The following is a 25,385-nucleotide window of genomic DNA, read 5'->3' as shown; positions in this document are numbered from 1 at the left end:
TAAGTTAGTTAAAAACGACAGGGGTCGACCGTGAAAAAGAACCGGTACCAAATTAATATTACCCGTAGTGGGGAAACGAAGTCTTACAGCGTGGGATTTCAGACAGAAGAGAAATTCGTCAGATCATGGCAATCCGTTCTGAAACAACATCACGGTCATGATCCACTCGTGCAGTGCTGCTGTCCGGGCACGGGTGACCGCAGGTTTGCAATCCGGCTGCGAAAAGAATCTGGCAGATATCATCTCAGCCGGTTCAGCAACAGTGGCATTGAGCATTTCCCGGAATGTGTCTGGTACTCATCAGCCTCGATTAGTGGACAACAAAGCTATACAGAGGGAGTAGTGGAAGAAGAGATCGATGGCACACTGAGAGTACAGCTTGCCGTTTCCCTTGATGGCGAGAACCCCGTTGATCGGCAACCAAGAGGAGACGGACCTCCTGGTATTCAGGCGGGGGAAAGACACAGTCGGTTATGAAACTGCTGGGGCTGTTGAGCCTTCTTTGGACGGAGGCGGGACTTAACGTCTGGCATCCTGCAATGAAGAATAAACGATTCACCGGCTCGGTTCATGGCTGGCTGGAACAGGCAGCAGGCCGCGTACGTGCCGGTCGCACCCGGTTGAGCGATGTTTTGCTGATCGGTGCTCAAAACGCGACACCGCAGGCTGAGGCCAACAGCGATAAACTGGCTTCAGCGGCATCTGCAAAAAAGAGGCTTGTTGTCATTACCTCACTGGCCGGGTGGAATGAAGAACGCGAAGTTGCAAACACACACGTACCCGTCAGAGATTTTGCTGGTCTACCGAAACTTGAAACTGATGCCGGAACCTGGCAAGAAACCCTCAGACGGCATCCCTCAGAACATGCAGCCTGGAAACGAGGAGAGCGGGTTATCCTTATTGCCCTGACTGACGTACCTGTAGGCAGAGAGGCAAAGGTGCTGAGGATGGCTTTGATGTACGTCAGTTCCCGGTGGATACCACTGGATTCCTCACTGGAAGGAATTATCGAGGAAAAGCTGGCTGCTGAAAAACGAAGCTTTATGAAACCACTTCGATACGATTCCGAAGAAGATGATGTGTTTGCTGATTTTCATTTGCTGGATACTGAAACAAACCACCTTCCGATGGAAGTGTTTGGTATGGGTACGCCTGAGTATGTCATCAGAAAGAACCAGAAGATGGCGATCTATAATTCCCGCTATGGTACAGCAGGCTGGTGGCACTGGGATGCGTATAACTCGCCAGATACGGCAATGATCCCTGTATTTCCACCAGCCAAAATACGTAAACATAAGGATCTTCAGAAGTAGTCAGTCGATACAAGGCCTGAAATGTCCGATAACCAGAAGAGGGCGAAAGCCCTCACATTGCCCGCATTCTCTTATTTAATTACGGTTGTAGCCGACCAGGCGGCTTAAAAGAACTTCTTTCCAGTGAGAGTTGTGCACGGCCTCTACAAGGTCCGGGTGCAGGACAGACATGAACAAAAATCAGCGTTCACAGGAGTCTGTAATGACCAGGCCGACCTTAGCCGTAACGCTGGCAGAGGAAGTCAGAAATACATAATGTGATTTAACAGGTAAAGTTACTTTTTCATCAACCTAAAAGGGGCTGCCTGGAAAACGAAAAATATTCTACGCTAAGCCTGTTTTCTGTACAGACTACTATCCACTGAGCGTAATGCGCGGTATTTAGCCTGTCCCAATTTGAGGTTTGTTCACCAGACGTAATCCCCGCTCAGGTTGATATGTAGTTACAGAACGTCTTAATACCGGGGTAAGTGCCAGTGCACGTGAATTTAATACAATCCGGCAAACCATAATCAGGATACAAGCAGGGCAGCAACAATCCTGAATACAGAAACGGCTTCAGACGCTCCCGACTTTGACCGTCCGCTTTGTGCCATAAGCGGACGTTAGTTAACCGGTTAAGTGAAGTGCGAATAATTTTTGCGTTAACTGTTATAGCCAGTGAATGTTTCAGATGACTTTCTCACTGGCTAGTCAAAATACCGTCTAATTCATCTCTGCAGCGTGCCCGGTTTTATCCGTAAGACCGGACAACACCGCAAGTATCAGTGCAATGACAGACAATATAGCGCCTGCCCAATTTGGCGATTGCAGACCGAATCCCGCAGCAATCACTGCGCCACCCAGCCAGGCTCCTACGGCATTACCGAGGTTGAAAAGACCAATATTAACCGCAGCGGCCAGCGTGGGGGCACCCGCTGCCCGTGCTTTATCCATCACCAGTTTCTGGATAGGTGAAACTGTCGCAAATCCAAACGCAGCCATCAGGAAAATGCAGAGAACTGACATAACCTGGCTGTGCGCCGTAAAGTTGAATACCAGTAACACGACGGCCTGAGCAGCCAGCGTGATGTAGAGCATCGGCATAAGAGCGCGATCGGCATACCGGCCACCAAGCTGGTTTCCCGTAAACAATCCCAGTCCGAACAGCAGCATCAGCCACGCGAGGCTGCTTTCACTAAATCCTGCCAGCTCCGTCATCATTGGCGCGATGTAGGTAATTGATGTAAAAAATGCCCCCGGCCCGAAAACAGTAATACCCATTGCCAGCAGCACGTTGACGTTTCTGAAGGCGTTAAACTCATGCGCAAATCTCTGGTTATGGGGTTTTGGCTGGTGCGGGATGAGCATTCCGATACTGATAACCGTAATGACCCCTATCACGGCTATGGCCATAAAGGCATCACGCCAGGAGAGGTGTTGACCTATCCAGGTGCCTGCGGGTACGCCTATAAGGTTTGCTACGGTCAGCCCCATAAACATGAACGCAATGGCCCTCACGCGCTTAGACGGTGCAACCATATCTGCTGCAATAATCGAACCAAGGCCAAAGAAAGCGCCGTGCGTCATCGAGGTAATAATTCTGCCTAGTATGGCAATGCCAAGTGTCGGGGCAAACGCCGTCACCAGGTTACCTGCCACGAAGAGCAGCATCAGGAAAACCAGCATGGCTTTACGCGGGACTTTTGAACCCAGAATAATCAGGGCCGGTGCGCCGACGAAGACCCCAGCGCATATGAGGTCGCCAGGTAGCCGGCAACGGGGATGGTGACGTTAAAATCAACGGCAATGACGGGGAGCAGCCCGGCAATGATGAATTCAGTTGTTCCGATACCGAATGCACCTATCGCCAGCGCCCATAGAGCTAATGGCATAACAAATATCCTGTAAGTAACATTATGTTTTACGTTTTAACTGCTCCGGCAGACGGGAAGGTTTCAGCCCGTAAGGCAATTAAAGCAGCGGGACGATAAGGATATAAGTTTGCTAAAAGGCGATAAACGGCCCTGGTATCTCCTCAGTGACGACAAAAAGTCTACCTAAGCGAACCGAAATAGCCTTCTCCGGCCTTTTTCAGCAGTGCGTCAACGATTAGGCGAACTCTGGGTATGAGGTGCCTTGTTCGGGGCCAGATGACGTTCAACTCAACCGGGATGGGGGCATGATCTGCCATCACGGAAATCAGGTTGCCTGCGGCGATATGGCTGTTAACCATAGACTCAGGAAACTGCGCTAGCCCCACGCCAGCCAGACAGGCCTGAATCATGGCATCTCCGTCGCTTATCTGATGTGCTGTGGGGGATATATATTTCACTTCACGCTCCCCGGCCTTTCGCAGCCGCCAGGCAAGGGGGCGCCCCGACGGTAGCCCATAATGCAGTAGTGGCTTTTCAAATCCTCCATTTCGGCCGGCAGCCCGTTCTGCTCAAGATAGGCTGGAGAGGCGCACAGGATAAGCCGCTGCCGGCTCAGCCGACGGGCGATCAGCTCATCGGTACTCTGTAGCTCTCCCAGTCGCAGAACCAGGTCAACGCCTTCCTCCACCGGGTCAATAAGACGGTCATTGAAAGTTAGCGCCAGCCGCAGGGCCGGGTAGCGGGTCATTTTCTCGATTAATACCGGCATCATCAGATTCCGTCCGAAAGACGCAGGCATATCAATACGGACCGTCCCAGCGGGATTTTCCTGACGTCTGCTGAGCGTATTCTCGGCAGAGTCGAGAATTTCAAGCGCCGAGAGGCAACTGGTCAGGTAAGCCTCTCCATCACTCGTCAGGCTCAGTTTACGCGTTGATCGGTGAAAAAGACGCGTTCCCAGCCTCTCCTCAAGCCGTGCCACGCTCTTACCGACGGCTGATTTAGTAATCCCGAGTTGCTCCGCAGCCTCGGTAAAACTGCTCGATTTTGCCGTAATGACGAAGTTGGTAATTCCCCGCAGGGAATCGGCAGTAAACACGGTAGACATAAAGTTGACTCTGTGGCGACTCAGGGTGTGTTTATCGATGTGTAATTCTATACCAGGATTATCCCCGACAGTAAATAAAGCACCGGCAACCGCCGGATAATTCATTTTTAACCACAGGGAACAGCTATGTCACAGGAAAAACCACTCAAATTTGTGTCTCTTCTGGGTAGCCTTCGCAAAGCATCTTTTAACGCCATTGTGGCGCGCAATCTTGCCTCACTTGCACCCACACATGTGGAGATTAGCGCACTCGGCTCTGTAGGAGAGATACCGCACTATGATGCAGACCTTCAGGCGCATGGCTTCCCCGATGCGGTGGTGGCAATGGGAAAAGCAATATCGGCAGCGGATGCGCTGATTATCGTCACGCCTGAATATAACTACTCCGTCCCGGGCGCCCTGAAAAATGCGCTGGACTGGCTTTCCCGCCTGCCGGACACCCCAGTTGCCGGCAAGCCTGTTGCCATACTGACGGCGTCACCCGGGGCGATAGGCGGTGCAAGGGCCCAGTATCACCTGCGCCAGATTCTGGTCTTTCTGGACGGAAGGGTTCTTAACAAGCCTGAAGTCATGATCGGTCAGGTCCCTTCAAGACTGGATCCCGAAAATGACAGCATAACGGATGCTGACACCCGCAGCCTGATATCAGCTCAGCTCGCTGCACTTGCAAAAATGACGGCCAACCAGGGCTGATCATCCCATCACTCTTATCCGTAAACCCCTTGGGAGAAAATTATGTCTACCGAAACTATTCGCGGTATGGACCACGTTGGCATCACCGTTTCTGATATTGATGAGGCGACCCGCTTCTTCGAAGAAGCCTTTGGTGCAGAAGTTATCTATGACTCCGTTTCACAATCGGACGACGACGTGAAAGGGGAAGATACGGAAAACATCCTTAATCTGTTCCCGGGAACACGTATCACCACAGTCAGAATGATGACGCTGAAGCACGGGCCGGGGCTTGAGCTTTTTGAAATGAAAGGGCCAGAACAGAATCAGCCTGTGCGGCCAAGCGACTACGGGTTACAGCATTTCGCCGTATACGTTGATAATATTAATGAAGCCATCAGCCTGTTTGAACGTGCCGGCGGGAAAATGTTTACCTCTCCTCAGCCGCTGATGTTTCCGACTGAGGTCGGAGACAATAACTTCTTCTGTTACGGCCGCACGCCGTGGGGCAGCGTCATTGAGCTGATATCCCTGCCAACAAGATTGCCTTATGAAGATCATACTTCTCTGCGCCGCTGGAAGCCTTGAATGTGATTGGGTGCGCCTAGGCTGGCGTACCCGTAAGGACACAATGTCAGCTCTTTGCTCATAGCGGACAGAGAACGACTCCTTACTGTCTGCTTCCTGCCATAAACGGGCATTATTAACAGAGCGGTTGTCTAAGCCTGATAAAAGGTCACGCCAGCGCTGTTAGATCCCTTCAAACTAAAGCCACACAGTGATCAGCGCTTGCGATCTGGTATAGCCGCAAAAATTACAGGTATAATCCCACAAATTATTCAACTGGTTTAGAAACAAAGATGACAAAACTTACCTTACAAGAGCAGATGCTTAAAGCTGGATTAGTAACCAGCAAAAAAATGGATAAAGTCCAAAGAACAGCTAAAAAATCACGCGTTCAGGCCCGTGCGGCAAGAGAAGCGGTTGAAGAAAATAAAAAAGCACAGCTAGAACGTGACAAACAGCTAAGTGAACAACAAAAACAAGCCGCTTTATCTAAAGAGTATAAAGCTCAGGTGAAGCAACTCATTGAAATGAACAGAATCGACATTTCAAAAGGGGATATTGGTTTCAACTTCACAGACGGCAATTTAATTAAAAAAATAGTTGTGGATAAGATGACGCAAGCTCAGCTGATTAGTGGGCGTCTCGCCATTGCTCGTTTGGTTGTTGATAACAGTAGCGAGAGTGAATACGCGATTATCCCCTCGAGCGTAGCCGATAAAATTGCGCAGCGAGATGCAAACAGTATTGTATTAAACAGCGCCCTCAGTCAGGAAGAGCAGGATGAAGAAGATCCCTATGCTGATTTTAAAGTGCCCGATGATCTAATGTGGTAATCATCGGTTACAGAGGCCAGATCTCACGTTCAAATGCCTCTGGTTTAGCCTCCCCGCAGAGGTCTTTAGCATCACATCGGGTAACTTTGCGGAAGCAACGTCATAGATTCATTCGCATTCAGAACGGGCAGGCGTTACGGGCTTTGATCCCCTCTCCGTTGATGGGATGAACAAAATGCAACTCGCTGGCGTGCAGCATCAGCCGCGGCGTCTGTTCAGTACCGGGCAGCAGGCGACCACCATACAGGTCACAACCCAAAATAGGGTGGCCAAACTGCTGGCAGTGAATGCGGAGTTGATGGGTACGCCCGGTCTCCGGGGTTAGCTCCACCCGCGTTAAAGGCAGAGACATCCCATTGTCCAACTCATGATAAAAGCGCTCAACGACCCGATAGCGAGAGCGAGCAGGCTTGCCGTGAATTGCGCAAATCGTCATCAGCGGAAACAGCGCAGGGTCTTTGGCAATCGCAGCGTCTATTACTCCTTCGTCATTGTCTGTATGTCCGCAAAGCAGTGCGCTGTACACCTTGGTCACACTGCGCTGGCTGAACTGCTGGCAGAGAGCGGCATTTATGGCCTTGTTGCGGGCAATCACCATCAACCCGGAAGTACCAAAATCAAGGCGATGTACCAGAGTGCAACCGGGGAATATTTGTACCATCCGATGATGCACAGAATCGAGATTTTGCGGATTTTTCCCCGAGAGGCTGAGCAGCCCGGCGGGCTTATTGATAAGCACCAGATGATCGTCTTGGTAGAGAATCTCAATCTTTTCATGGCACGGCGGGGCAATAAAGGTATCGATAATCTTAGACATCAGGCTATCCGCATGGAAAAGGGGAGCGGATGATAACGAAATTTAAGTCGACTGACGACTCTGGCTGTTAGTCTAATAAAGCGTGTTAAGAACACCCTGTCACAGTAATGACGGCGCCAGATATTTCGCGATTTACTCTGTTGGCGGTGCAAGCACAACGATGTTAATTTCACGCTGAGTTATGCATGGCGAGCAGAAAAAACAAAATCATAATGTTATTATTCAGGCCATAGGATGCAGGCAGCAATTGCCATACGTACTCACTCTGGGAATGACTTATGAACAATGAAGTACCATTAAAATACTATGACATCGTAGATGAGTATTCTACGGAAGCCGCAAAGCCGGTAAGCGATTCAGAACGCGATGCACTGGCGCGCTATTTTCAGCAGCTGATCACCCGCTTAATGAATAACGAAGAGATCAGTGAAGATACCCAGAAAGAGATAGCCGTTGAAGCGGGTATCGACGAGATGCGTATTGATGATATCGCTACGTTCCTGAATCAATGGGGCAATGAGTAGCGCTTATTAGCGTCGTTTGAGAAGGGTACAAAGTGAGTGGGTTGTGTCCGCTTACCCGTTCCGGCGTACGTCTAAATGGTTTCCAGCTGCGCCGAACGCGCAGCCTTAAGGTCCCTTCACTTCTCTCTTGTCGCCTCTTCAGCGTTTCAGTTGGCGTCGCTTATGCCTTCTTCTGACTGTCTACTCGCATAGCAGAAATTTATCGTCCAGACTTAAACTGAAGACATAGTCTGAGCACGCATTGTGTTTTACACTGCGCGCTGAAAAAATTGAGTAGATAAACGAATAAGTAGGCGGTAATGGCGATGAACGGAACGATCACAACCTGGTTTCAAGATAAAGGTTTTGGATTTATCAAAGATGAAAACGGTGATAACCGTTATTTTCATGTGATTAAGGTCGCTAACCCGGAGTTGATTAAGAAAGATGCGTCGGTGACTTTTGAACCCACCACAAATAACAAAGGCTTGTCAGCTTATGCTGTGAAAGTCGCACCGGAAAGCAAATACATCTATATCGCTGGCGAGCGCATCAAGCTCACATCAATCAAATCTTACCTGGTTTACAGCGAAGAAGTCCCTGCTGATACCCGCATTGATAAAGAAAATGCGGTACTGTCTGTGGGTTTACTGATGGGCAGTATCAGGCCGAAAACATCTGCTAAAGCGGGTGAAATGCGCTCACTGAAAAAACTGGCGATCACCACTTTTCAGGGAACGACACTCATTTTCTCGGAAGATGAGATTGACGTGGATACCACAGTGAAAATGCTCAAGGTCTGAAATGCTTTGGGCTAACTTCAGGCCGAAATCCTGCGCCATTAATAAGCAGGATTTCGGCCTTGCTTACTCAGCTTTGCACATGATCTACGGCTCATTGACACCATTACGCCAGCAACCAGACCTTATCCTGTAAAAGCAGGGCTAATGCTTTTATCAGGCTGAGTGATGTTGTTTACTCAACAATGGATTGCGTACTGCTTGCGCATAGTTTGCTTGTAATACGTTTTCCTGCCATCAATGCGGAACACCTGCTGGTGGGTTGCAGAATAATGAAGATTTTATCGATACGGTAAGTGTTAGTTTTGCCATTTTAGTTACATCATTCTATTAATGGTTTTGGTTAGAGCACCGCTTAACGTCAGCAACCGCCCTTGAGTTGGAAATGTCTACACCTCAAACGTTAGCCTGAAATGTCTTCCTGTAAGGGCGCGTCGCACGCATGATGAAATCAGCTCAACAGACTGCGGGATTAATGCTGACGCAGTCATTGCTGAAAATGTGAAGGGTCTGGCAGGAAAGGAGACGAGTAACTTTACATCAGCTCAATGCCAAAGCGACGCAATATGACGGCCCAGACCGCAAACAGCAGAATCGTCATTACGCAGCATATCGTCAGGGTGAGCCAGAAACCAAAACGCTGATACAAAAATGGAAAGGCGATAAACATCGGCAGCGTCGGCACTACGTACCAGAACGTATACCAGGCGTGGTTGGCAATCTTTTCCTGCGTCTGCCCCTCAAGCTTCATCCACACCAGCACCAGGACCGTAACCAGAGGCAGGGCGGCCAGCATCCCTCCAAGCCTGTCGCTGCGTTTTGCCACTTCAGAAATCAGAACCACCATACCGGCGGTAATGGCGTATTTTATTATGATCCAGAGCATTTGTTCTCCTTTCTGCGGTAATCCGGCTTATCGGTTATTTCATATAGGCGCGGATAACCGCCACGATGTCTTCAAGGTCGTTTTCTCGATCTTCCGGCGTGACGGATTCACCCATCAGGTTCCCCCTAATAGGGTCTTCTGACAACTCACTCATTAGCCTGTTGATTGCTTCCCGGACAGCAATTACCTGCTGCATCACCTTCAGGCATCCTGTGCCTGATTCCTCACGTTAAAGCGGGTATGAGACTTTCGTTCAGACAGGGAGGAAGATACGCGACGAAGGTGGCTCAGCCTACAAGTTTGCAGCAGATTCTACAGAAGAAGATGCGCGTCGTTCGCTGTTTGACCGCTCAAACAGTACGGCGCGTTTCTGCAAAACCTGATGGCCTGCAGAAACGGACTGACCAGCGATACCGCAGCCATCCAGCTTAAGCCGCTCAGAAAACTGCGCAGCGAATTTAGCAGGCTGATTTTTCTCCAGCGAAGTGCAGAGATACGCAAACGCCTGGCTTATCCAGCGATTCATTGATGACGAAGCCTGGTTTTTCTGGCTTGAAAATGCAAATGCCTGTCTTCCCGATGCCATTGAGTTTGATTTTGACGGCGTGCTTTTCATTCACATAGACATGCGGGTGACATTTGAAGTATTCGTCACCCGCTTCGGCCTTGAGCAGGAGGCACTGAATGCCCTCGGGCAACTGATGCACTATCTCGGTGTGGACGGCATTCAGCCGAGGCAGAAGAAGCCGAAAACCGGCGCAGGATAGTCGAACGGCGTTTTCTGCATGCGCTGAATTTCAGTATGGTGTTGCCTGGCCCGCAGGCTTAGCAACTGACAACCTGTATTGGCTGGCAGATGCGTAAAACGTGGGGCGCTGTGCTGGCATACCTGCTGTTCATGCTGCACACTGCATCGACTCCCCCGCACTAAAAAAATGATGCACACAGGGCCATCGCGGCGGCGGCAATTATCGCCGTCTTTGCCGTCAACGTATCGTTCCCGCCAATTGTTATTTTTGCAGTCGTAACCGGATTCATTGGTAGGCGCATAGCACCGGAAAACTCTACGGCGAAAACGGGCTCATGGCGCAGGACGAGCGTTATTTCTTAACCTGGCGATATGTTATATCTGGCACATCATCTGGCCCGCAGGCGCAGAAGGCGGCATTGATGTCTGGGCAGCTGTTATTGCTGTTGCTTCCGCCGTGGCGCTTTTCCGCTATAAGTGGAAAGTCACTCATGTCATTGCTGCTGCAGCAATGATGGGGCTTGCGGTGCATCTGTTCGGCTTTTCACCGGTGTGATATTCGTATGGCCATTGCTGAATTGCGCCTGTCAACAACATGAAATCGGCGTAATAAATTACAGTCTGTAAAAGAGGAAACCCTGAATCGCCCATAAAGGTATTTTGCTCTCCTGTTTAACCTGCCCCTTATCAGCCTTTCCTGGCTTTTCTTCCACGCCAGTATTCCTCAAGATAAGGCAGCACTTCCAGGAGAAAAATCCCCGTAAGGACGGCGACAATATAACCGGTCGGCAAAGGGTCTGCTCTCTGTTTCAGTTCAAACCGGGCAGGTTCTTCCCCGAAACCAAATAACGCCAGAAACTGCGGCCAGTGACGTGAGATGACCAGCAGTAGGGCCATAAGGGGGACCATTTCAAGGAAACTGTGAACGTGTTGCTCAACCGGGGAAACTCGCCTTGCGGTCACTGCATAGCTGACATCCCATAAGGCGGTGGCCTCATGACAAAAGAACAACACAATCATGAACGCAATAACCAACGCGTTAACGTCCAGAAAGAGGGCTGAAAGTAAAGGCAAGCCCATCTCTAAAAACATCAAGATATGAATGTAAGTTTCTTTGAGTCCAGTAGTCGTTTCTATATCCGTTGCCCTGTGGCAAAGCCAGTCGGCAAATCCGGCAATAAGCCATACAGGCAAAACGAAATAAAGCAGCAGCAGCATCTGTGGATCGGAATGATACATCACATTTTCCCTGCATATCGAAGGTAAAGCATAACCATTGCTGGCTATACCCAACAATTCTGGAACACGTTATTTACCGTTTCTTCATAAATAAACAGAAAGCGCTGTACTTTGGCCTGGCTTTTGACAAGATGCAACCGCGTCATTCTCAGTTTTGCTTCTGCGAGGCTATCAGACATTTCATCCTCTTTATATCGAAGCCTGTCTGAATGTTGATTTTTAATTCTCACTCATACACTTGCATGCGCAACTGAAATAAATAGCTTTGTTTAACTAAAGCTTAATGTAATTAACTGACTCACCCACCTAAAAAGAAAATCACACAGCATGTACGCAAACTGGCAAGGGAGGATGAACTACGGTTTCAGGCCTCAGGCAAGAGACAAGAATCTCAACGCAGTTTTCTTCCGGTTACCGCGTTTTCCTACGCCGTTCAGAAAGGGACAGAAGCTAATGCTTTCGCTTTCCCTCTCCGGGACGTAGTCACACGGTTTCCTTTCTTTGCTTTCTGCTGCTGGTATTCCTGCTGTGCTGCAGCTGTGTCCCCCGGGTGTCTGTCAGCAAAGGTCAAATGCTTTAACACGCTGATGGCCCCCTACGGCGCCCCGGCTTTACCAGGTGCTCAGCCCGACTGCGCCGGCTGGCCTCAAATGATGTTGGAAAAAGGTAAAATGGTCAGCGTTCTGACACCAAATTAAGTGTAGTTCTCAGTTTCGGATGAGGCGAGGGCACAGTTTTCATGAGTAAAAAACCCGCCGGAGGCGGGCTTTTTACTGGTTTATGAAAAATGCAGCTCAGGAAGCAGACCCCGCCGGGCGCCCCTTCCGGCTGATCAGACCGCCTTTTCGTCCGGCCTCACTGGCACGCTCAGGGCTGTTTTTAAAGTTTCCCCCACTGGCCTGCCCGCCTTTTCTGCCCGCCTCAGCGGCCCGTTCCGGGTTCTCCGCAAAGTTTCCTGCCCCACCACGGTTTTCTGCCATAGCCCCTCCCGGGAAAATGTGAGTCATCACATCATTGAGCGTAGCGTTTTTATCTGAGAAGTTAGATTTAAACAGATAAATATTATAATCGAAGCCACTGGCAGCAAAAGATACCGCACCCACACAACCGGTGATCTAACAGCGGAGCACTGCCATGAAAGGCAATTCGCCAAAAAAATCCCGCCGTAATGGCGGGAACATGAGGAGTTTAGGTTAGTTATTATTAAGTAATCCGGTATTTTGCCAGATTTAAAGCCTAAAAAATAAATGGGCTCTCATGCAAGTTAGCCGGCTGCTGTTTTGGCCTCAGGGATGCCTGTGACAACCCCAGTCAGGCGTTTTATTTAACCGAGAAATGCATCGGCTTACCGTTTGCGTTTGCTGAAAGCACACGCATCCGCTTCTGGCACAATACTCACGGGAACTGGATGCCCCTTGTCTGTTATGAGCGAAAAGCGGACATCAGACCCCAAAATTGTCTTTGCCAGAAACAGGAATATTGCGTTTTTTCTCTTTCAGCCCGAGCCGGATACGAATTGCCCAGACAGGAAATATCTGTAGCGGGCGTTTTTGGCCGATAATAAGGGAGCAATGTAGTCATAAGCAATCTCCAGTTATTAAGGAGATGTGATGATGTCCGGCTTATAAGAGCGAATAGCGGAGATGTCGCTATTTTAAACAGCAATAGCTTTTCGGTAATAATAAAGCCATTGCTGATACATTTGGATTTCATTCCAAATGATCGCAGGTCAAAGTGACAAAAATGAAAAGTATTATCATCCCGTCATTTAACTTTTATGGACATGCCCGTTACCGTTTAAAGCGATTAATTGCCGTATCAGTTACCGGTGTGAAAAATGAAATCAATGTACCTTCAGGATCGCGGATCTGCATTGCCCTGTTTCCCCAAGGCATTTTTTTCGGTTTATGGAAAAACTCAATGCCAAATTCTTTTAATCTGAAAAATTCCTTATCAATATCATCCACCATAAATTCGAGAATAGCTGACTGATTGGAAGCCGGCTGTGCACAATTTTCTTTGAAGAAAACGACCGTTTCTACGATCCCTATGGCTAGTACTGGTACTGGTACTGGTACTGGTCCTGGGGTGATGATTTCAGCAGAGACATGGGCAAGCCATTCAGCCTGATAACCTGTAACCAGCTCATAAAATTCAACAGCTTTTTTGATGTCTTGTACAATAAGGCGCATTGATACTAACTTCATGGTACTTTCCTCTTTGCTGCGAGAAGCGCAGCTTGCTGGAGTATCATCGTTCAAGCCTGCTGACAGCGTGGTGGCAACAGGTACAAAAAAATGCCACGTGCAGATCGACTTTTCCAAATCATCCAGATACTCAGACGGTCAAATTTTCCGGTAACCGCAGCAAGGCTTGCGGAGGAACTTGAGGTATCTAAGCGAACAATTTATCGGGATATTGCTGACCTGGCAGGACAACGTGTTCCTGTTGAGGGGAGGCCTGTACTGGTTACAAACTCAGCGCATATTACGATATGCCACCCTTGATATTCAGCGACGAGGAACTTGAGGCGGTATTTCTTGGCGTTGAACTGGTGCAACACCTGCCGGATGCCACACTCGCGAACAACGCAAAAGATGTTTTGTCGAAAATATCATCCGTGTTACCTGAAAAATGCTGGGATTTTTAAATCAATCGGCGGACGCTATTAAACCTGAAGAATCAGGCAGCTATAAAACCGATATGCGGTTATTCAGAGCCGCAATACGCTGCGGTAAAAAACTGCTAATTGAGTACCGTTCCGCCGATGGCGAATTCTCCGGCAGAATCGTTTGGCCCATTGTCCTTGAATATGACCTGACTCATTGTCTTCTCATTGCCTGGTGCGAAAAAAAGGGGTTTCCGACATTTTCGTGCCGACAGACTGGTAAAGATTGTTTTACTGGATGAGCCGATAGGTTCAGGTAGAAAATTGCTCAGAGCACAATGGGAAGAATGGCGTGAAGCAGCGCATTTGCAGCACAGAAATAAAGTTAACCATGTTGTTAAAACTTCAATTGAAAGAGAGTAATGGCTGCAACACTCAAACGATATGTTGAAGCGCTCGGCGGCCAGTTAACGAGAGCGAAGAGCAGACGTTAACCTCACATGGATATAATCAGTTTGTCGGAAGCTCCCTCAAAATAGACGGTTCGAATACGCGTTCAGTGGCCACAAAAAGATTCGGCTGCTGAGGGCAAGACCGGCAATGACGCATGAGGTTTTCACGCCAGCTGGACTGGGTAGTAAGGCGGCTCTGATCTGTTCAGAACAGTAACAGATCCCTACAGCGATAAAGTCAGGCATTACCTGCCAAACTGATAACGAATAGCGTTGAAAATATAGACTGTAATATATATGCTATATAGATTGTAATTTATAAAGGTGAGCCTGTGTGGATTATTGAAACCACGGATTTGTTCGCTGAATGGCTGAAAGAGCAGGACAAAGCAATGCGGCTGGATGTGATTGCCGCACTGAATCTTTTGAAGCAGGAAGGCTCTCATCTCGGACGGCCGCATGTCGATACGCTGTACGGCTCAAAGACCCCAAACATGAAAGAACTCAGAGTTCAAAGCAATGGCCGACCTGTAAGAGGATTCTTTGTTTTCGACCCGCTGCGCAAAGCCATCATCCTATGCGCGGGTAACAAAGAAGGCGCTGACGAAAAGCGTTTCTACAAAACTATGATTAAAACGGCTGAAAGCGAGTATCACCGACACCTGGACCAACTCAAACGGAGTGGAAAATGAAAACGCTGGATGATCTGATGGCTGATTTGACGCCCGAAGAACTGACTCAGGTAAATGATAAAGTCGCAGAAATGCGGCTTGATTCTCAGCTGTATAAACTTCGCGAGGCGCTGGCTAAAACGCAGAAGCAGCAGGCAGAAGCTATGGGGATAGCACAACCTTCCGTTGCGGCTATTGAAGGACGCGGCGAGGATCTGAAAATCGCGACGCTCAAACGATACGTTGAAGCGCTCGGCGGCCAGCTAACTATCGGTGTCAATATGCCCGGTGGCGAGCACGTCGATTTCACACTCTAACTGCACCGGTAAGTAGGGTCGCCCGGCGATACGGCTTTTCCCCGGAAAAGCTGCGGCTGACGTACCGGTTATTTCGCCAGCACTTCCTCTCTCCAAAGCGCTGTCTCACGGTCTGCTTTCTTCACTTACTACTGCTGTGCGGCAGCTGCTCCTCCGGTTACCTTCCTGTGGTGGTCAAAAGCATCAACATCCGAATGGCCCCCTCTGACTCCCCGATAGGGTCGGGTCATCAACCTTACTGCACTAACTGCCAGAGTTATTAAGCTCCGTCAAACGTCAGATGAGGCGCCGGGGATTCCGGCTGGGTCTGATGGCAAAAGCGGCCAAGTTAAACTCTGCAGCTTGCTTACAGTCCGCTATGAGCGAACATCAGAAGTTCGCAGTTTTTATCTCCGCACAGTTATCCTGCCTCAAAATCCCTCTCAATTTCAGAAACAGAATTCCGGCATGATATTGATTCACCCATGCGGATGTTACGCCCAGCTTAGCTACAGTAAGTCCTACTGGCTTCGCTTATATTTATTGATGTTTATTTATATATATCAATAAGTTAACTTGTTTAAGAAATTAGTGTTAACCCTGTAGATATAGAAGTATCATTTTAAGATTAATCTACTTGCGTCTTCAGTTCTAACTCGAATATTGCAAAGGTCATTGCTCATGGAATTATGGATATTCATAGCGGCAATTTATCTGATTTATTTATTGTTTTTCAAAAAGAAAAAAACAAATCAGGTAATTCATATTCTTACAAAGCGGAAAAAACGCCCTCAAGAGTGTGGAAAAATGATAACAAGAACAACGGGAATAATGTGGTAAACGACGACAGTGAAGATGATGCACTTGCGACTTTTACGCTGACTACTGGACGGTCTGTCGAGTACCGGATATCAGCCACCCCACGACAGGCTGCATCAAAAAACACCGGTGCTCTGGCTCAGTGGATACAACCGGGTAATGAGATCTCTGCAGGAGGGGTCGTCATAGCTGGCGGTTTCCTGTATTTCGGACAGCGTATGAAGCCGCCGGGGCAAAGCCTCAGCGGAAATTATAACGATGGCAGTGAAGCCTCACTGATAGACGCCACTCTTAAGACTCAGCGAGTTTCCTATCATTACGAAGACAGTTCACTGAGTTACTGGCCTGAATATAGTTCCCTTTCCCCTGAGTCTCGCGGCGCATATCTCAGCTGGCTGGCAAGTGACCGATGTGATGCGTCATGTCCTGTCGGTTATGTTTTTATATACCTCTATGGCCTGGAGAGGAGGGCCCTTGTGGACAGCAGAGATGAAAATATCTCTGACGCTGAGTTCCGCTCGCTGTTTTCAGAGGTTGAACGGTTAAGATCGGTATTTTTTGATAACCGCTCATTCCGCCACTACTCATATCAGCTGCTGGAGGCCATGACCATCTTGCGACCGGAGATTAAACTCTCCGCCGCTTCTGGCACCCAGGCTGGATTGAGCAATGGCATGATGTTTAAGCTCTCACTTGCAAAGGCGGTGGATGCAGGAATACCCGTGTCTGCCGATCAGGCGCTGACGTGGGTGACACATCATGCGGAATACGCGATGCGTACCCCGGCCCGTCGTTGTGCGAGGGAGTTTGCGATGCTTTTCAAGCGGCGATACACCCTCAAATACGGGGATGGGATGGTGGTTAAGCCGAACAAAACACGGCTGCGGCTTGATTACGCGCCCGCAAGTCCGAGCCTGCGTGGTGTTCGGCTCCCGGTTACCGATCTTCCTGATCCCAGCTCCCTGAAAGGTCCCGTCCAGAAAATTGTGACACTGGCAGAAGTGTGTACAGAGGAGTTGGATGCTTACAGCCGTTACCTGGGCAGGAAAGATACGTCTGAAAACGATACTGCCGCGATTATGTTACTTCCAGTAGACATCATTAAGGAAAGCGCAGGCGACGTATTCAATGCATTCAGGACCTGGGCTGATGACGTTATTGCGGGTAAAGAAGGCTTGACCTCGGTTGCTGATTTCTGGGAGCACATGGGTGCGAGTATCCCGACGAAATTAAATAAAAAAGAGGCCGACCTGATGCAGGCATTCGCCGCGAAAATGGGATACCGCATGGTGCCTGATCCGTTTTATCACCACGTGAAGGCTCAAGTCGGCGGTGTGCTGGTGTTATTTGCTGCAGGAGACGAACACCGCTTCTCACCGACCTCGGCATTCACCTTAGCCGTCATGATGCTACGGCTGGGTGCGATCGTGGCCATGATCGATAACAGCATTGAGCAGTCAGAACGGGCTGTGCTGGAAAACGCTATCGATCACAATGCACTTTTTAACGAAGATGAAAAGCGCTCCCTGCATGCATATCTGACCTGGCAGCTTCACACGCCGACCAACATGACGGGAATGAAAAACAGGCTGGCGTTACTGAATTCTGCTGAAAAGGCAGCCGTCGGCCAGTTTATCGTGAGCGTAGCCTGCTCGGATGGCCGCATCGAGGCTGCCGAAATCAGACAGCTGGAAAAAATTTATTCAGGTCTGGGGCTCGACCCCTCCACGCTCTCCGGCATTATCCATCAGCATTCTGCGACGGGCCAACCCCAGACACAGGCCTTCGTACATAAAACTCCGGCTCTGCAGGAGTTTACACTTGATGCCAATGTGCTGGCCCGGCATGAATCGGCTACGGATGACGTGCGCAAATTGCTCAGCACGATTTTTACAGAAGACGAAACTGAGCTGCACGAGGGCGCAACCGATCAACAGCCACAGACGGACAGCCTGGACCACGCACACAGTCAGCTTTACAAAAAGCTCAGAAAAAAGAACAGTGGCCCCGCAAGGAAGCCACCGAACTGTGTGGACAGTTTGGGCTGATGCTGGGCGGAGCGCTTGAAGTTATTAATGACTGGTCGTTTACAATGGTCGATGCGCCAGTGCTGGACGATGCAGAAGATGATATATGGGTAGACCAGGAAATCGCCGAAGAATTAGAGGAAGTCTAAATGTCAGGAGCACGTATAAGAGCCAAAGAGCGTGATGCCATTATTCAGTCACTGAAGTCAGGTGTGACGCCAAGAATCGGCATCCAGCATATCCAGGTTGGACGCATGAATGAAATAACGGCGCTCCATCAGGATATTGAGAGGGTAGCCGACGGTGGCGCGAGTTTCAGATTAATCATCGGCGAACATGGTTCGGGAAAGACCTTTTTCTGAGTGTTGTGCGCTCCATAGCACTGGAGAAAAAACTGGTCACAGTCAGCGCCGACCTCTCCCTGACAGACGTATCCATTCATCGGGAGGACAGGCGCGTAATCTTTACTCTGAGCTGATGAAAAATATGTCCACCCGGAATAAGCCGGATGGTAATGCGCTTCTGAGCGTCGTGGAGCGCTTCGTAACGGAGGCGAGAAAAGAGGCAGATGCTGACGGCTCTGCCGTTTCTGCGGTGATCCACAAACGCCTAGAAGCTTTGACCGAGATGGTTGGTGGATATGATTTTGCAAAAGTTATTGAAGCTTTCTGGCGCGGGCATGAACAGGATAATGAGGTGCTGAAATCCAATGCCATTCGCTGGCTGCGGGGTGAATACACGACGAAAACAGATGCCCGAAACGATCTGGACGTCCGCACGATTATTTCAGACGCCTCATTCTATGATGCGCTTAAGTTGATGAGCCTCTTTGTCCGTCAGGCGGGCTATGCCGGACTTCTGGTCAGTCTGGATGAGATGGTGAACCTCTACAAGCTGAACAACACGCAGGCGAGAACGGCAAATTATGAGCAAATACTGCGTATCCTGAATGACTGTCTGCAGGGCTCTGCTGAAAATCTTGGGTTTATCCTAGGCGGTACGCCCGAATTCCTCTTTGACCCGCGCAAAGGCCTTTACAGTTATGAGGCGCTGCAATCCCGTCTGGCCGAAAACCGCTTTGCTCAGCGTTCGGGCGTCATCGATTACTCCTCGCCGGCATTGCATCTCGCAAGTCTGACGCCAGAAGAACTTTTTATACTGCTGAAAAACCTTCGTCACGTATACGCTGGTGGGGATACGGATAAATATCTTGTTTCGGACGATGCTCTCACCGGCTTTCTTCATCACTGCAGTAACACTATCGGGGATGCCTACTTCCGGACCCCGCGCAATACTATTAAAGGGTTTCTCGATATGCTGGCCGTACTGGAGCCAAACAGTTCGATGAACTGGCAGTCGTTACTCTCAGGCGTTGCTATCGAGGATGACAGACCAAGCGACATGGATGACGCCGATACTGAAAACGAAGAAGATAATGATGGTCTGGCAAGCTTCAAATTATGAGTAGTGCGTATGACAGTCTCGATCCCCGTGTTCAGAAATGGGTATACAGGCAGGGCTGGCCGGCTTTAAGACCCCTGCAGGAAAAAGCTATTCCTGCCGTCTTAGCCGGAGACCGAGACGTGCTGATCAGTGCTGGTACAGCAGCGGGTAAAACAGAGGCGTTTTTCCTGCCAGCCTGCTCAGCAACGGCCAATATTATCGGTGGGTTTGGCATCGTCTATATCAGCCCACTTAAAGCGCTGATCAACGACCAGTATCGCCGTCTGGAAAGTCTGGGCGAGGCACTGGATATGCACGTAACTCCCTGGCACGGTGATGTTCCACAGCGTAAAAAACAGAAAGCCCGGGCCAATCCTTCCGGCATTCTTCTTATTACGCCTGAGTCACTTGAGTCTTTACTCATTAACTCATCGGGCTGGCTTAAACAGGCATTTTCATCCGTTGCTTACGTGGTCATTGACGAATTTCACGCGTTTATTGGCACAGAGCGCGGCATGCAGCTTCTGTCTCTGCTGAACAGAATTGAACATGTGCTCGGACGCCACGATAATCCGGTTCCCCGGGTAGCCTTAAGCGCCACACTTGGAGAGCTGGAGAAAGTGCCTGAACAGCTGCGCCCGGACAGGCAGCTGGAATGTATCACGATCACAGACAATAACAGTTCGGGCATGCTTCAAGTGCAGGTCAAAGGATATCTGGAACCGATTAACATTAAGAGTGACGAGCTAAAGGCGCCTGCTGAAGAGCGCGTATGCGCGGACATATTCAGGCTTTGCCGTGGTGATTCTCATCTGGTCTTTGCAAACAGCCGAAAGCGCACTGAAAGTATCGCTGCAACGCTAAGCGACATGTGTGAGGAAAGGGTCGTTCCTAATGAATTCTTTCCCCATCACGGCTCTCTTGCCAGAGAACTTCGCGAGACGCTGGAAAAACGATTACAGCGGGGAGATTTGCCCACTACAGCGATCTGTACCATGACGCTGGAGTTAGGTATCGATATCGGCAAGGTGCAGTCGGTTATACAGGTTACTCCACCTCACTCTGTCTCAAGCCTGCGTCAGCGCATGGGGCGTTCAGGGCGGCGTGGGACCCCGTCGGTACTGCGAATGCTTATCACAGAACGCGAACTCACCGCGACAAGTGGTATTGTAGATCATCTGAGGCTGCAGCTGGTTCAGTCGATGGCAATGATCAGACTCACTATCTCGCAACAATGGTTCGAACCGGCGGATACCGCTCAGAAGCATTACTCCACGCTCCTGCACCAGATCCTCGCTATCACTGCGCAGTGGGGTGGCGTTCGAGCGGATCAGCTCTGGTTACAACTCTGTCAGAAAGGCCCGTTCCGTAATATCGACTTATCCAGTTTCAAAATACTTCTTAAACATATGGGAGCATGTGGGCTGCTCACGCAGCTGGCGAGCGGTGAGGTCGTTATCGGAGCAGATGGCGAGAAACTCACAAACCATTACACGTTTTATGCCGTATTCAATACACCCGAAGAGTTTCGCATTGTCACAGGCAGCCGGACTCTGGGCACAATACCCGTGGACTCACCGCTTATGCCAGGGCAGCACATCATATTTGGTGGGCTTCGCTGGAAGGTCACTGAAATTGACGTGGAGAAAATAGTTATCTATGTCGAATCAACAAAAGGTGGGCTGCCACCGATGTTCAGCGGTGGGGGTATGTCTGTACATGACGTTGTTCGTCAGGAAATGCGTGCGATCTACAGAGAAGGGGATTACCGCATAGCGATTGGTGACCAGAGGGTAGACTATGCCGATGCCGCCGCAAGATCGCTCTTTGCTGAAGGTGTCGACTACTTCTGGCGTTATCAACTTCACTATGCTCACTTTATCTCTCAGGGACCGCGCTGTTACGTGCTCCCCTGGATGGGGGACAAAGTCGTCAATACAATTACTGCATTGCTGGTGCGCTCTGGCTTTAAAGTCAGCTCATTTGCAGGTGTTATTGAGACTGAAGACACAAGTGTAGCTTCTGTCAGACACGCGCTTAAACAACTTCTTCACTCGGGACTGCCCACCGAGGCTGAACTCGCCGCAGACGTTCCGGAGAAGTATCTGGATAAATATGATGAGTTTCTTCCAGAGTCGCTGCTTGCAAGCGGATTCGGAGCAAAGGCGTATGATATTGAAGGCACTCGCCACTGGCTCCAGGAAAATCTTCATTAATCAGTTTTTAGTGACCTCTTCCCTTTTGATCCATACAGGCTGTTTTACCTACTTCCGCTTCTGGCACTGAGCAGACCTGCTTAATGGGTGAGGTCCGCTGTGAGCGATCTGCGGAAATTGGCATTTTTCCTCAAACTCAAAAGATCACTACTGAAGTTGTAGTGATTCAACTAACTGTTTCTTTCATAGGTGCTATGAGAAATCCCAGTTAATAACGATAGCGTTACAATGTTTGCAGATGAACTTATAAACACCCTGATCACCTCCGGGTACATACCCACTCATAAAGCTCTCCCAGTCTTTCCGGCTCTGGTCATATCTCGCCATCCAAATGTGGATTGTACTCTCATCTGCATCAATTATATCTTGAGCAGAAGCATCCCTATGAAATTCACATGCATCATTACAATGCGTTCCCCACTCCAGGTCTTGCCAAGTAAAGAACCCTGGTGTGCGGTAACAAATCTCATTAGATACATTATCATTAATACATTCAGGATCTATTTCATTAAAAAAACCGACTAAGCCAGATTCAACAGCCTTACCATTTTGAATACATTGAGCACATAGTATGGCATCATTAGCACCCGAGGAATATTGGGGTCAATATATTTTAACTCCTTAACTTCCCTACAACCGTCACAAGTAAAAAATTCCTCAGTAAATACTATCGTTAAGTAATTTTCGTTCATATATTTAAATGTAGGCGTACACAATTCTTATATTACCAATAATGATTATTAATCATTGCCAAAAAAATAACATAAATTAAAGATTATGATCTACAAAAACCAAAATATCTTCAAATTTCGCCTCTGACATGCTCCCTGTTGCTCCACACAAACTGTTGTTAGCTACTTCCGCAATTGGCACACAGCTGCCGGTCACGTAATGCCATGTCTACCCCTCAACATCAGTGGCGATTTTTTGTTGGCGATGGTCAAGTAAAATGCAAACGGGTAGTCAAGTGAATGCAAATACCCATCTGTGAGAAGAATTAGACCTTTTTTGCGATTTTTCTCCCGATCCCGGAAATCATAATGGTGTGCGATATTTTTTACCATTTCAATCTCTTCAGAAGAATTTAGGAATTTGCAGCAGGATCACAACATAATGCATCTAAGGGACTATTGCATGTATCTGGATTTTTGAGCGTAAGAAGCCCTTGGCTCAAAACACGCTTACATGCATCGCAGGTGTCATCCAGCGCTTTGTAGTGGCGAATCCGACGCCTTTCATCGTGAAATGTAATCACACCACTAGCAAGGGCTCATATAACTGTTTCAGAGGGCAGTCCCTGAATGAGCCGCTGCAGACCATCACGAAAAAGCACGGTTATGCCCTGGTTACTCCGCATTTAACGAAGTTCAGAACCGGAGCGACGGGGCAGGAAGTGACTGAACCTATGCCGACGGTTACTGCGGGATCATCAGAACGTCCGGGTGGGAATGGTCATGCGCTGGGTATCGTTGAAGCGCAGCTGGCACCGTACATTGCCCGTCAGTTTGGACAGAGCATTGGTCATAGCATTGATGGACCTGCAGGCACGATCACCGCTTGTGGAAGTAGTTAGAGTGCCCTTGTCAGCCCAACGCTGATTCAGGTCGGATATGGTGAACGTCCCGGGCAGGCCCCACGAGTACCGGGTATTTTCAAGCCTCTTGGCACAGTTGTAGCAGGCGGTGGAAAGCATGCCCTCGTGTCGACGTTCCTGGCTAAACATTTTGGCGGGAACTACTCTTGCCCCAGCGTATCCATGGATGAGCCGATGCACACCGTTACGGTTGCCGATCATCACGCTCTCGTTCCTGCCAACCTGATGGTGAATACCAGCGGCCACTCTGGTGGGGCAGCTGATGCTCCGGCACCTACCTTAACCACGGGCAACCAGCAGGCGCTGGTCACGAGCAGCGTTATCAATTTTCGCGGGACCAATATCGAGCAGCCAACCGACTCGCCACTCCACACCATTACCGCGAGCGGTACGCACCTTGGTGAGCTGAGAACACACCTTGCTGTTGATGACTAAGACCATGAACGGGCCGATCTGGTCAGTGAGTTTCTTCAAAGTCATGGTATGAGTGCATTTGTTGATATGGCGGCTGAAAGCTATCGGATTGTTGATATCGGTATGCGTATGCTTCAGCCACCAGAGCTGTATGCCGCACAGGGATTCCATGAATGGTATGTTATCGACCGCGATTATCTTGGCAATGTCTATGCCAAGGACAAGCAGGTTGCCCGTTGTGGTAATGCCGTTCCGCCACAATTTTCAGAAGCTCTGACGAGAGCGAATCTTCCGGAACAATGTGTAGAAGGTAAAACCCGCCACTCTGCGGCCTAATACCTAGCCTGAATTCGGTTCTGCAATATTCTCTCATCGTAATATTAAGCAAATAAGGGCCACGCTGATTAAAGCGCTGGCCTGCCCTCGATTTAAAACCAAGGAATTGCGGGATGAGTGAAGTTAAGCGTTACACAACGAAGTGTTGAGTGCCCGATGCGACAGTTAGCTTTGTAGAGGCCGAAAATGGTGTATTCGTCAGATACGGGGACTACGAAGCCCTGCAGCTAAAGCTTAACTCGATGTAAGTGGAAAACTTAGTGAGGGGGTATCCACGGCATCTGAGCAAATTCAGAGAACCAGCAACCTTACAGAGCCCTAGAAACCGAGTATGCGATGAATAAGGACAGTAATAAAGGCATTCGATGACACAGCCTAGAAGGCGGTGATTATAAGTACTTTATAACTACATTTGATGCTCTTCTACAATCCCTCCCCGAGGAGGGAGGTCAATACACACATTAGCGTCACATCTCGATTCAATTAATGACGAGCTACCACAAGACATTTGCAAACACTTCATCAACTCCGTAAATGAATCTGCTGGTTCGAAGAACTTTCATAACTCTTAATTATAACAGCTGGCTGGCAGGCTCTTTACCCGAGCGTTTAAGTCAAAAGTTACTACACACGTAACAATAGCGGCCCTTGATTGTTCACTACCAATTCCCAACAGCCCCTGCTTGCTACCGACGATGGATAAACTTACCGATGTCCAACTGCACTTGTGTGAATGCAGGTGTAGGTTGAGGGCATCATAGTGGCATTAATAAGTTGAACGGCTCTGTTAATCACTCAATCCCTCTTGCTGATGGAGTAAAAAATGCCCGGATAGGCATAACCTGACAGTAGAAAAACCATTAGATTTACTTTCAAAATGAAAGCTTTTAGCAGAGATTGCTTATAATCACTTAACCTTGTTTTTTGACCAAAGAAAAAAATTAGCGCGGTCAAGTGCTGAGGTAAAGTGTTTTTTAAATGTCAAATAATAAATGACGTTTGAGTGGTTAAATTATGAGCGAAAGCACATGTAAGCCTTACACTTGGTAATGGGAATCATTAGCAGTAAGTGAGTGAGGCATTATCCTCAAATCGATCGATTATACTGTGTTCGATTGAACGCCAAAAAATTATCCTTAAAATAACGAATTCACAAAGAATAATATT

Annotated in this window: 18 protein-coding genes and 7 pseudogenes; 16 read left to right on the top strand and 9 right to left on the bottom strand. The window is 48.9% G+C overall.

Going from position 1 to position 25,385, the window contains the following annotated elements; translation table 11 throughout:
• Positions 1–30 precede the first annotated feature (30 nt).
• A complete protein-coding gene (locus tag KQP84_RS26065) occupies positions 31–477 on the top strand; it encodes a DUF1173 family protein (RefSeq protein ID WP_215844917.1) in 447 nt (148 codons plus the stop codon).
• Positions 474–1,313: a DUF1173 family protein gene (locus KQP84_RS01420; RefSeq protein WP_215844916.1), complete on the top strand. Its 840-nt coding sequence runs from the start codon at positions 474–476 to the stop codon at positions 1,311–1,313. Before KQP84_RS26065 ends, KQP84_RS01420 begins: the two co-directional genes overlap by 4 nt.
• A 705-nt stretch (positions 1,314–2,018) precedes the next feature.
• Here KQP84_RS01420 and KQP84_RS01415 read toward each other — a convergent pair.
• Positions 2,019–3,187 (bottom strand): annotated as a pseudogene (locus tag KQP84_RS01415) (MFS transporter).
• Positions 3,188–3,348: 161 nt separating this feature from the next.
• A pseudogene (locus KQP84_RS25915) lies at positions 3,349–4,277 on the bottom strand (LysR family transcriptional regulator).
• A 126-nt stretch (positions 4,278–4,403) separates the two neighbouring features.
• On the opposite strand from KQP84_RS25915, the gene KQP84_RS01405 reads away from it, so the two are divergent.
• From KQP84_RS01405 to KQP84_RS01395, 3 genes are all read left to right on the top strand, one after another.
• Positions 4,404–4,970 carry an NADPH-dependent FMN reductase gene (locus tag KQP84_RS01405; protein ID WP_215844915.1) on the top strand — a complete coding sequence of 189 codons (567 nt, stop codon included), beginning with the start codon at positions 4,404–4,406 and terminating at the stop codon, positions 4,968–4,970.
• A 42-nt stretch (positions 4,971–5,012) separates the two neighbouring features.
• Complete coding sequence (locus tag KQP84_RS01400) at positions 5,013–5,537, top strand: VOC family protein (RefSeq protein ID WP_215844914.1); 525 nt, start codon at positions 5,013–5,015, stop codon at positions 5,535–5,537.
• A gap of 272 nt (positions 5,538–5,809) precedes the next feature.
• Positions 5,810–6,349 carry a DUF2058 domain-containing protein gene (locus KQP84_RS01395; RefSeq protein ID WP_215844913.1) on the top strand — a complete coding sequence of 180 codons (540 nt, stop codon included), beginning with the start codon at positions 5,810–5,812 and terminating at the stop codon, positions 6,347–6,349.
• A 118-nt stretch (positions 6,350–6,467) separates the two neighbouring features.
• Here the strand turns inward: KQP84_RS01395 and KQP84_RS01390 are convergent, their stop codons facing one another.
• Complete coding sequence (locus KQP84_RS01390; RefSeq protein ID WP_215844912.1) at positions 6,468–7,166, bottom strand: RluA family pseudouridine synthase; 699 nt, start codon at positions 7,164–7,166, stop codon at positions 6,468–6,470.
• A gap of 278 nt (positions 7,167–7,444) precedes the next feature.
• Between KQP84_RS01390 and KQP84_RS01385 the strand changes: the two genes are divergently transcribed.
• Together KQP84_RS01385 and KQP84_RS01380 are read left to right on the top strand one after the other, a co-directional pair.
• Positions 7,445–7,690 carry a YmjA family protein gene (locus KQP84_RS01385; protein WP_215844911.1) on the top strand — a complete coding sequence of 82 codons (246 nt, stop codon included), beginning with the start codon at positions 7,445–7,447 and terminating at the stop codon, positions 7,688–7,690.
• Between the two features lie 299 nt (positions 7,691–7,989).
• Complete coding sequence (locus KQP84_RS01380; RefSeq protein ID WP_215844910.1) at positions 7,990–8,472, top strand: cold-shock protein; 483 nt, start codon at positions 7,990–7,992, stop codon at positions 8,470–8,472.
• Positions 8,473–9,004: 532 nt separating this feature from the next.
• Here KQP84_RS01380 and KQP84_RS01375 read toward each other — a convergent pair.
• Both KQP84_RS01375 and KQP84_RS01370 read right to left on the bottom strand, forming a co-directional pair.
• Positions 9,005–9,355, bottom strand: a complete 351-nt coding sequence (locus tag KQP84_RS01375; protein ID WP_215844909.1) for a DUF3147 family protein — start codon at positions 9,353–9,355, stop codon at positions 9,005–9,007.
• 34 nt (positions 9,356–9,389) lie between these two features.
• A pseudogene (locus tag KQP84_RS01370) lies at positions 9,390–9,566 on the bottom strand (metal-sensing transcriptional repressor); the annotation flags it as partial.
• A 274-nt stretch (positions 9,567–9,840) separates the two neighbouring features.
• Between KQP84_RS01370 and KQP84_RS01365 the strand changes: the two are divergent.
• On the top strand, positions 9,841–10,122 hold the full coding sequence (locus tag KQP84_RS01365; RefSeq protein WP_215844908.1) for a chromate resistance protein ChrB domain-containing protein: 282 nt from the start codon (positions 9,841–9,843) through the stop codon (positions 10,120–10,122).
• Between the two features lie 668 nt (positions 10,123–10,790).
• Here the strand turns inward: KQP84_RS01365 and KQP84_RS01360 are convergent.
• The 3 genes from KQP84_RS01360 to KQP84_RS01350 all read right to left on the bottom strand — a co-directional run bounded on the left by KQP84_RS01360 (position 10,791) and on the right by KQP84_RS01350 (position 13,666).
• Complete coding sequence (locus KQP84_RS01360) at positions 10,791–11,342, bottom strand: diguanylate cyclase (RefSeq protein ID WP_215844907.1); 552 nt, start codon at positions 11,340–11,342, stop codon at positions 10,791–10,793.
• Between the two features lie 794 nt (positions 11,343–12,136).
• Positions 12,137–12,322 carry a con-10 family general stress protein gene (locus tag KQP84_RS01355; protein ID WP_215844984.1) on the bottom strand — a complete coding sequence of 62 codons (186 nt, stop codon included), beginning with the start codon at positions 12,320–12,322 and terminating at the stop codon, positions 12,137–12,139.
• Positions 12,323–13,132: 810 nt separating this feature from the next.
• Positions 13,133–13,666: a VOC family protein gene (locus KQP84_RS01350; RefSeq protein WP_252515097.1), complete on the bottom strand. Its 534-nt coding sequence runs from the start codon at positions 13,664–13,666 to the stop codon at positions 13,133–13,135.
• Between KQP84_RS01350 and KQP84_RS26060 the strand changes: the two genes are divergently transcribed.
• From KQP84_RS26060 to KQP84_RS01320, 7 genes and pseudogenes are all read left to right on the top strand, one after another.
• A complete protein-coding gene (locus tag KQP84_RS26060; RefSeq protein ID WP_215844905.1) occupies positions 13,640–13,849 on the top strand; it encodes a helix-turn-helix transcriptional regulator in 210 nt (69 codons plus the stop codon). The two genes, KQP84_RS01350 and KQP84_RS26060, sit on opposite strands and share 27 nt — an antisense overlap.
• 127 nt (positions 13,850–13,976) lie before the next feature.
• Complete coding sequence (locus KQP84_RS26380) at positions 13,977–14,252, top strand: WYL domain-containing protein (RefSeq protein ID WP_444505533.1); 276 nt, start codon at positions 13,977–13,979, stop codon at positions 14,250–14,252.
• Positions 14,253–14,734: 482 nt separating this feature from the next.
• On the top strand, positions 14,735–15,094 hold the full coding sequence (locus KQP84_RS01340) for a type II toxin-antitoxin system RelE/ParE family toxin (protein WP_215844904.1): 360 nt from the start codon (positions 14,735–14,737) through the stop codon (positions 15,092–15,094).
• Entirely contained in the window at positions 15,091–15,390 is a 300-nt protein-coding gene (locus KQP84_RS01335; protein WP_071668522.1) for an XRE family transcriptional regulator, read from the top strand. The genes KQP84_RS01340 and KQP84_RS01335 overlap by 4 nt, the downstream gene beginning before the upstream one ends.
• A gap of 660 nt (positions 15,391–16,050) precedes the next feature.
• Positions 16,051–18,364 (top strand): annotated as a pseudogene (locus KQP84_RS01330) (tellurite resistance TerB family protein).
• Positions 18,365–19,679 (top strand): annotated as a pseudogene (locus tag KQP84_RS01325) (ATP-binding protein).
• The gene (locus KQP84_RS01320) at positions 19,676–21,874 is read left to right on the top strand and encodes a DEAD/DEAH box helicase (protein ID WP_215844903.1); all 2,199 of its coding nucleotides are present in this window, start codon (positions 19,676–19,678) and stop codon (positions 21,872–21,874) included. Before KQP84_RS01325 ends, KQP84_RS01320 begins: the two are co-directional and overlap by 4 nt.
• A gap of 192 nt (positions 21,875–22,066) precedes the next feature.
• Here KQP84_RS01320 and KQP84_RS26055 read toward each other — a convergent pair.
• Positions 22,067–22,453 (bottom strand): annotated as a pseudogene (locus KQP84_RS26055) (CbrC family protein); the annotation flags it as partial.
• Between the two features lie 550 nt (positions 22,454–23,003).
• Here KQP84_RS26055 and KQP84_RS24930 point away from each other — a divergent pair.
• A pseudogene (locus tag KQP84_RS24930) lies at positions 23,004–24,218 on the top strand (DNA cytosine methyltransferase); the annotation flags it as partial.
• Between the last annotated feature and the right edge of the window lie 1,167 nt (positions 24,219–25,385).

Source organism: Candidatus Pantoea bituminis (assembly GCF_018842675.1).
Classification (GTDB): Bacteria; Pseudomonadota; Gammaproteobacteria; order Enterobacterales; family Enterobacteriaceae; genus Pantoea; species Pantoea phytostimulans.
This window is presented reverse-complemented; position numbering and strand designations above follow the sequence as displayed.